The organism is Brevundimonas sp. (genome assembly GCF_027487935.1).
Lineage (GTDB): Bacteria > Pseudomonadota > Alphaproteobacteria > Caulobacterales > Caulobacteraceae > Brevundimonas.
In genome coordinates this window covers 1-7,904 of sequence record NZ_JAIYCP010000013.1, presented here as the reverse complement: position 1 = coordinate 7,904, position 7,904 = coordinate 1, and the positions used below count along the sequence as shown (strand labels likewise).

Below are 7,904 nucleotides of genomic sequence, written 5' to 3'. Positions count from 1 at the left end.
TCGCAGCTCGGACTGCGTACGTGGTCGTGGCGCTGCCGTGGAGTATCTGGCCCATAGTGCCTCCCGGAATGAAGGATCAGCTTGACTGATTCCCCCACACTCCGGGACAGAACACCTAGGCCGTTCTCTCACGCGCCAGCCAGTCGGCGCTCGCCATTTCATTGAGCCGCGACACCGTGCGCTCGAATTCGAACGCCCCGACCCCCTCGCGGTAGAGGGCCTCCGGCGCCGCCCCGGCCAGGACCACCAGCCGGGTCCCGGCCTCGTAGAGGGCGTCGACCAGGGTCACAAACCGCCGCGCCGCCTGCTGGTTGTCGGGTCCCATCACCGGGACACGCTCCAGAAACAGGGTGTGGAACCGCTCCGCGATGGCCAGATAGTCCTGTGGTCCCAGGGCTGTGCCGCACAGCTGGTCGAAGGTCGCCCGGGCCAGCCCGCCGTCGGTGCGCGCGATCACCAGATCCCGGCCCAGCACCGTCAGCCGGGTCGGCGTCTCCGGCTGTTCGCCCTTGAGCTGCTCCCACAGCCCCTCGAACCCCGTGCGCTGCCCGGAGTCAGTATCCGTGTACCAGACCCGCGTCCCCATGAGCCTGTCCAGCCGCCAGTCGCGCGGCCCGGCGACGCTGACCACCACGCATTTGTGTTCCAGCATGGCGATGAAGGGCAGGAAGAGCTGGCGGTTGATCCCGTTCAGATACAGCTGGTCCGGCGCCCGGTTCGAGGTCACCATCAGAACGACCCCCCGCTCGAACAGGGCCTCGAACAGTCGGCCCAGGATCATGGCGTCGGCGATGTCGGTGACCTGCAGTTCGTCGAAACACAGCAGCCGGGCCTCGGACGCGATCAGGTCGGCGACCGGCCTGATCGGATCGTCGCCTCCCCAGGATTGACCGAAGGGCAATCCGCCCTTCGGACGCGACTGGCTGAAGACGGCCCTTCGTGCCTTGGCATCGCCCTCGCGCCACTGGCGGACCAGATCGTGGACCCGGGCCATGAAGGCATGGAAATGGGCGCGGGACTTCCGCGGCTCGGGGACCGTGGCGAAGAACATGTCCATCAGCAGGGATTTTCCGCGCCCCGGCGGCCCGCACAGATAGACGCCGCGCACCTCGGGACGGCCGCCGAACAGACCGCGCCGACCCAGATCCTTCTCCAGCCGGGTCAGGGCCTCGACCACCGCGATCTGCGACGGATCGGGGCTCAGCCGGCCCTCGGCCAGGCGACGGTCATAGGCGGTGCGTATGCGTGAAGGCATGGTTTCCGGCCTTAGCGGTGCCTGCGGCCGCTGAAAAGCGATTGCTTCGCGCCGTCGAAGGCCTACATGCCAGTTTCATCCCCGCATTCCGCCCTCAGCCAGCGAGCGACCGCGTCGCGAGCACAGGGCGTCCGAAGGACCAACACCTATGGGTTACAAAGTCGCCGTCGTGGGCGCCACCGGCAATGTGGGCCGGGAAATGCTGAACATCCTCGAGGAACTCGAATTCCCCGTCGACGCCATGCACGCCGTCGCCTCGCGCAAGTCCAAGGGCGTGGAAGTGTCCTGGGGCGACCGGACGATCAAATGCGAGGACATCGAACTGTTCGATTTCTCGTCCGTCGACCTGGTGCTGATGAGCGCCGGCGGCGACGCCTCGCGCGCCTGGTCCGAGAAGATCGGCAAGGCCGGCCCCATCGTCATCGACAATTCCTCGGCCTTCCGCATGGACCCGGACGTGCCCCTGATCGTGCCCGAGGTGAACCCCGACGCCATCAAGCTGGCGACGAAGAAGAACATCATCGCCAACCCCAACTGCTCGACCGCCCAGCTGGTCGTGGCCCTCAAGCCCCTGCATGACGCGGCGAAGATCACGCGGGCCGTGGTCTCGACCTATCAATCGGTCTCGGGTGCCGGCAAGGCGGGCATGGACGAGCTGTGGAACCAGACCAAGGCCATCTACGGGCTCGGCGATGCCCGGCCGAAACTCTTCCCCAAACAGATCGCCTTCAACATCATCCCCTTCATCGGCGCCTTCCGCGACGACGGCTATACCGACGAGGAAGCCAAGATGTGGAATGAGGTCCACAAGATCATGGACCCCTCGATCCGTCTGACCGTCACCTGCGTGCGCGTGCCGGTCTTCGTCGGCCATTCCGAATCCGTGAACCTGGAGTTCGACCGCCCGATCAGCCCGGACGAGGCCCGCGCCATCCTGCGCGAAGCGCCGGGCGTCATGGTCATCGATAAGCAGGAGCACGACGGCTACATCACCCCCGTCGACGCCGCCGGCGAACACGCTGTCTATGTCAGCCGCATCCGCAAGGATCCGACCGTCGAGAACGGCCTGTCGCTGTGGATCGTCTCGGACAACCTGCGCAAGGGGGCGGCCCTCAATGCCGTCCAGATCGCCCAGCTGCTGGACGAGACCGGGACCATCAAGCCGTCGTCGGGATATCGCAGCATCACGGTCTGATGGCCGTGCCGACCACGCCCTCCGCCACCCCCCGCGCCGCCCTGGTCTCGGCCTTCGGCTGCTATGTGATGTGGGGCTTCATGCCCCTGCTGTTCATGGGGCAGGGGGCGCTCGGCTTCGACTCGCTCGAGATCCTCGCCCACCGCGCCCTCTGGTCGGTGGCGGTCGCCGGCCTGCTGGTGCTGCTGGCGAAACAGGGCGGTCAGGTCCGCGCCGCCTTCGCGTCTCCGAAGATGCTCGGCTGGCTGACCCTCTCGACCGGACTGATCGCCGTCAACTGGGGCCTCTACGTCTGGGCCACCACCCACCACGCCACGCTCGAGGCCAGCCTCGGCTATTACATCAACCCGCTGCTCAACATGGTCGTGGGCCTGTGGTTGTTCCGCGAGAAGATCGACAAATGGGGCTGGGTCGCCATCGGCCTGGCCGCGATCGGCGTGGCCTTCCAGACCGCCGCCCTCGGCCGCCCGCCGTGGATTTCCATCGTCCTGGCCATCAGCTTCGCCAGCTACGGGGTGATCCGAAAACGCGTGCCGATCGACGCCCAGGCCGGCCTGCTGGTCGAATGCCTGCTGCTGGTCCCCTTCGGCCTCGCCTGGGTCTTGTGGCTGCAGCACACCGGCGCAGGGGTCGCTTTCGACAGTCCGGTCAACACCGCCTGGGCCCTGCTCAACGGCCCGGCCACCGTCCTGCCCCTGGCCCTGTTCGCCTGGTCGGCCCGACGCCTGCCGCTCTCGACCCTCGGCTTCATCCAGTTCCTCGCCCCGACGCTTCAGTTCACCGTCGGCGTCTGGGCCGGCGAGGCCCTGACACCCCTGCGGGTCATCAGCTTCGCCTTCATCTGGGGCGGGGCCGGGGTGTTCGCCGCTGCCGCCCTGTTCCGCCACCGCGCCGCCCGCGAGGCGCTGAAGCGAACGGCGGAGCCGGTGTGAAGGGAGTGATTAGTGGCTAGTGGCTAGTGGCCAGTGGCGAGCGATAGCCTTACGCCGTCGAAAGTTGTTGGCCAAAGGCCGCTTGGTCAAACACCAGCCACTAGCCACTAGCCACTAGCCACTAGCCACTAACCACTCCTCACATCCCCCCGTACACCGCCCCGATCAACCGCCCCGCCCGCGGGTCCCCGATCAGATGCGGCGACTGGCGCGTCATCACATAGGCCATCGAAAGCCCCGCCTCCGGATCGGCGAAGGCGCAGGAACCGCCCCAGCCGCAATGGCCGGCGGCGTCCGGGTTGGGCCCGAAGATGTTCAGCCCTTCATTGCGCATCAGGCCCGCCGCCCAGCGGATCTCGAACGGAAGCACCCGGTCGCGCCCGTGGATCCGCTCGCGCAGCATCCCGGCCCGCACGTCGGGCGACAGCACGGTCCGGCCCTCCAGCGTCCCGTCCACGACCACCCCCATGATCCGCGCCAGATCCTTCGCCGTGCCGTGCAGATTGGCCGAGGGCAGCTCCATGGTCCGCCATTCGGCCGAGCCGCGCCCGCCGGGCGCCGAGCCGCTGTCGAGGAAAGCCGCGCGCTTGACCGCGTCGATCACACCCAGATCGGGGGCCGCCGTCGGCTTCCTCATCTGCGCCACCCGGCCGTGCTCCGCCTCCGGCAGGCCGATCCAGAGGTCCAGTCCGGGGAAGTCCTCGCGCAGGGCCGTGCCCATGCTGCGCCCGTCGACGATCCGGAACAGCTCCCCGGCCAGCAGGCCGATGGTGATGGGGTGATAGCCCGACGCCGTTCCCGGTTCCCACATCGGCGCCTGTTCGCATAGCCGGGCCAGCGCCGCCGTGCGGTCGAACCAGATCGACGGGTCCACGCTCTCGGAAAACCCCGGCAGCCCCGCCTGATGGCTCATCATCTGGCCGACCGTGATCGCCGCCTTGCCCGCCTGTCCGAAGGCCGGCCAGTAGCCGGCGACCGGCCGCTCATAGTCCAGCAGGCCGCGCTCCACACAGCTGGCGATCAGCAGCATCATCACCACCTTGCCGGTCGAGAACACCGGCGTCAGCGTCGTCTCGCCATAGGGAACGGTCTTCGCCGCATCGGCCCATCCGGCCCAGAGATCGACCACGACCTCGCCCTCGACACAGACGCTGAATCGCGCCGCCTGTTCGTTCAGTCCCTCGGGGGCCTCGGTAAAATTGGCGGCGAAGGCGTCCTTCACAGAGGCGAAGCGGGGCGGGCAGAGGCCGTGGATGTCGGGGAGTGCGATCATGGAAACGGGTCTAGACTCCTTCTCCCGATGGGAGAAGGTGGCGCGCAGCGCCGGATGTGGGTCGGCTCTATCCCTCGGCGAAGCCGCCGCTCCGGACAGCGACACGGCTTGCGCCGATTGCCGTCTCTCGACCCTCACCCTTTCGCGCGACCAATCGCTGCGCTCTTGGGCGCTCAAGCCCTCTCCCAACGGGAGAGGGATCCTACTCCCGCGCCGCCGCCGACGCCTGCCGCGCCGCCTCGAACTCGGCCCCCGGATTCCATTCCGGCCAGGCCCGGCTGTCCGCCAGATCGCGGCCCACCAGATACAGCAGGTCCACATCCACAGCCGCCCCGTCCATCACCCAGTCGCTCGTCCACTCGTCCGAGGGCTTGTGGTAGCGGTTGGCCACATAGTCGCGGCTGGCGGCGTTATGGCCGGTGAAGCCTGCAAAGCCGAACAGGGCCGGCACGCCCATTTTCGCCAGCGGGAAATGGTCCGAGCGATAGTAGCCGCCCGCTTGCGGGGCCGGGTCGGGGATCAGGGTCCGGCCCTGTTCGGTCGCCCGCCGCTCCAGCCATGCGTCCGTCTCGCTCTTGCCCGCGCCCATGACCACGATCTGCGGCGAGATCTCGGCTCCGGGCAGGAAGCTGTCCATATTGATGTTGGCCACGGTCGTCTCCAGCGGCCAGACCGGATTGGCGGCATAGTATTCGGCTCCCAGCAGTCCGGCCTCCTCGGCCGTCCAGGCCGCGAAGACCACCGACCGGTCGGGCGGCGACCCCGCCTTGAACAGCCGCGCCAGCTCGATCAGCCCGGCCACGCCCGTCGCATTGTCGACGGCGCCGTTATAGATGTCGTCGTCCCCCACCGGCGTGGCGCGGCCATAGGCGTCCCAGTGGGCACCATACAGGACCGTCTCATCGGGATGCGTCGCGCCGGGGATGCGGGCCAGAATGTTGCGGCTCTCGATCCGGTCGGCGGTCTGGCCGAAATCGATCGACATCCTCACCCCGGTCAGGGTCACCGGCGCGAACTCCGGCGTCCGGGCCGCGGCGCGCAGGGCGGCATAGTCCAGGCCGGCATCGGCGAACAGCTGCGCGGCGACCGGCCCCTGGATCCATCCCTGGGCCGGGACTCGCTCGGCGTCCGGGTTCGCGCGCACAATGTCGAATTTCGGCGCCGTCGACGACCCCTCCAGCACGCTCCAGCCATAGCCGGCGCCGGCCGTGTCGTGGATCACCAGCACCCCCGCCGCCCCCTGCCGCGCCGCCTCCTGGAATTTGTAGGTCCATCGGCCGTAGAAGGTCATGGCATTGCCGTCGAACCGCCCCGCCACCGGATGCCCCTCGGGTGCCCCGAAGTCGGGGTCATTGACGATGACCAGCAGGATCTTGCCGCGCAGGTCCATGCCCTTGAAATCGTCCCAGCCGCGCTCGGGCGCGCTGACGCCATAGCCGGCGAAGACCACCTCGGCGTCATTGACCGTGATCCGGTCCACCGGCCGGTCGCTCGACACCAGAATGTCCGGCCCCCGCGCCAGCGCCCGGCTCGCGCCGCCCGCGCTGACCGTGATGGTCGCCGGCCCGCTCTGTCGCGTCCGCCCCAGCTGCGCCGTCTGCACCCACGACCCGTCGGACCCGCCCGGCTCCAGCCCCAGCGCCCGGAACTGGCCGACCACATAGTCGACCGTCCGCTGCTCACCCGGCGTCGCCACCCCCCGCCCCTCGAATTCATCCGAGGCCAGCACCCGCACATGCTCATTGAGCCGCGCGGCATCGGCCTGCTGGGCGAGGGCGGGGACGGCCGTCAGGAGGGCGAGGACGGCGGCGAGGAGGATACGGTGCTGGGTCATGCGACCGTTCTAGACCCATCGAACCGGGACCGTCACCCTCGGAGCCCTGTCGCTGATCTTCCTGTTGTCATCCCCGACGGACCCCGGCGAAAGCCCGGGGGCCGATCGGGGACGCTGATCACCCACAAATCCCCTCCTCCCGGACGCGGCGTCAGCCGCGATCCGGGAGACGGGTCAGGCCATGGCGCGATAGCCACCCGTCTCCCGGACAACCGCTTCGCGATTTCCGGGAGGGCGGTGGAAGGGCCCGCTCCGTCCCCGATCTCCCCCCGGCCTTCGCCGGGGTCCGTCGGGGATGACAAGCAGCTGTCTCTCACCCGCGTGACGGGGGGCGACGGCGCTCTGAAGCGGCCATGCGGAATGTCTGTTGAGGGTGGGGAGCAGGCATTCACATCACCTGAGAAAGATGACAGCTTCGAACGATGAAGATCGGCTCAATCGTCATGTCTGCTGTCTTGGCATTGGGGTGTGGGACAATGCTGGGCGGATCACGTCCATCGACGCCGCAGCAATCCAAGGAGGTGTTGGTCGCGCTCACGGACACCCAGATCGCTGCCGCATTCAGCGGCCGGGCGGCGGTGGGCGACGACGAGGATATGATTATGGGCAGTGGCATGCCGGACATGTTCTGCCCAACCGGTGCCTTCTGGGAAGACCGTCATAGGGCCGGCGTGGCTCGCGGCGTTTACGACATAGAGAGCGGACGACTTTGCACCTGGGCCGGCAGAGAGCGCCGGTGCCGATATGTGTTCAGAGACTCTGGTGGAACGGTCGTCATGAGCAACCACCAAGACGGCACCAGGGCTTGGCCTGTTCGCTTCAGGGTTCCCACTCCCCAGCAACTACAACGCTGCGCCGGACAGGATCGCCAGATTGGACAGTGACCGACCGCAATGTCCGCTTTGGGTCGGGATCAGCCCCTTGGTGCGGCAAACGTGACGGTGACCAAAGTAGGATACGACACCGCAGATTTTGAACGCTACTCGCAGAGGTTAGAGTCGGAGATCGAACACCTGCAAATTAGCCTCAGAACTGCCAACACCAAGAACGACAAAGGGCGAGCCATCGTGGTGGAACTGCTTCGCCGGGCAGAAATAAAGGCAGACGCTTCCGACCAATTCCGCGAACGACAGGCGTCCGCGATTGAGGTTTTGAAACGGTTGCAGACCCATTTCGACGAATGACGCTGCCGCTGGCAACACTCTGCGAACTATCAATCGTTTCGTCCGCTATGGGTGGTGGGCTCAACCGGTGACCGCAACACGCTAACTTTTCTTCGGAGATGGAGCGTGGGTGATGAAGCAGCGGCGGCGGATCTACTACTCGGCGGCCCAGAGGGCTGAAATCTGGGATCGCTGGAAGGCCGGCGAGTCGATGAGTTCGATCGGACGGCGGTTCGATCGCGAGTCCTCGTC

6 protein-coding genes are annotated in these 7,904 nt (G+C 67.3%); 3 read left to right on the top strand and 3 right to left on the bottom strand.

What is annotated here, in order from left to right; genetic code table 11:
* Positions 1 to 115: 115 nt before the first annotated feature.
* Positions 116 to 1,255 carry a cell division protein ZapE gene (gene zapE / locus Q0053_RS05570; protein ID WP_298097196.1) on the bottom strand — a complete coding sequence of 380 codons (1,140 nt, stop codon included), beginning with the start codon at positions 1,253 to 1,255 and terminating at the stop codon, positions 116 to 118.
* 148 nt (positions 1,256 to 1,403) lie between these two features.
* On the opposite strand from zapE, the gene Q0053_RS05565 reads away from it, so the two are divergent.
* A complete protein-coding gene (locus Q0053_RS05565; protein WP_298097193.1) occupies positions 1,404 to 2,450 on the top strand; it encodes an aspartate-semialdehyde dehydrogenase in 1,047 nt (348 codons plus the stop codon).
* The gene (gene rarD / locus Q0053_RS05560; protein WP_298097191.1) at positions 2,450 to 3,382 is read left to right on the top strand and encodes an EamA family transporter RarD; all 933 of its coding nucleotides are present in this window, start codon (positions 2,450 to 2,452) and stop codon (positions 3,380 to 3,382) included. Before Q0053_RS05565 ends, rarD begins: the two co-directional genes overlap by 1 nt.
* Positions 3,383 to 3,521: 139 nt before the next feature.
* Here rarD and Q0053_RS05555 read toward each other — a convergent pair whose 3' ends face one another.
* Positions 3,522 to 4,655 (bottom strand): serine hydrolase domain-containing protein, encoded by a 1,134-nt coding sequence (locus Q0053_RS05555; protein WP_298097188.1) that lies wholly within the window; start codon positions 4,653 to 4,655, stop codon positions 3,522 to 3,524.
* Positions 4,656 to 4,857: 202 nt separating this feature from the next.
* Positions 4,858 to 6,489, bottom strand: a complete 1,632-nt coding sequence (locus tag Q0053_RS05550) for a M28 family metallopeptidase (protein ID WP_298097185.1) — start codon at positions 6,487 to 6,489, stop codon at positions 4,858 to 4,860.
* A 935-nt stretch (positions 6,490 to 7,424) separates the two neighbouring features.
* Here Q0053_RS05550 and Q0053_RS05545 point away from each other — a divergent pair.
* Positions 7,425 to 7,673, top strand: coding sequence for a hypothetical protein (locus Q0053_RS05545; RefSeq protein ID WP_298097182.1), 249 nt, complete (start codon positions 7,425 to 7,427; stop codon positions 7,671 to 7,673).
* The last annotated feature ends 231 nt before the right edge of the window (positions 7,674 to 7,904 follow it).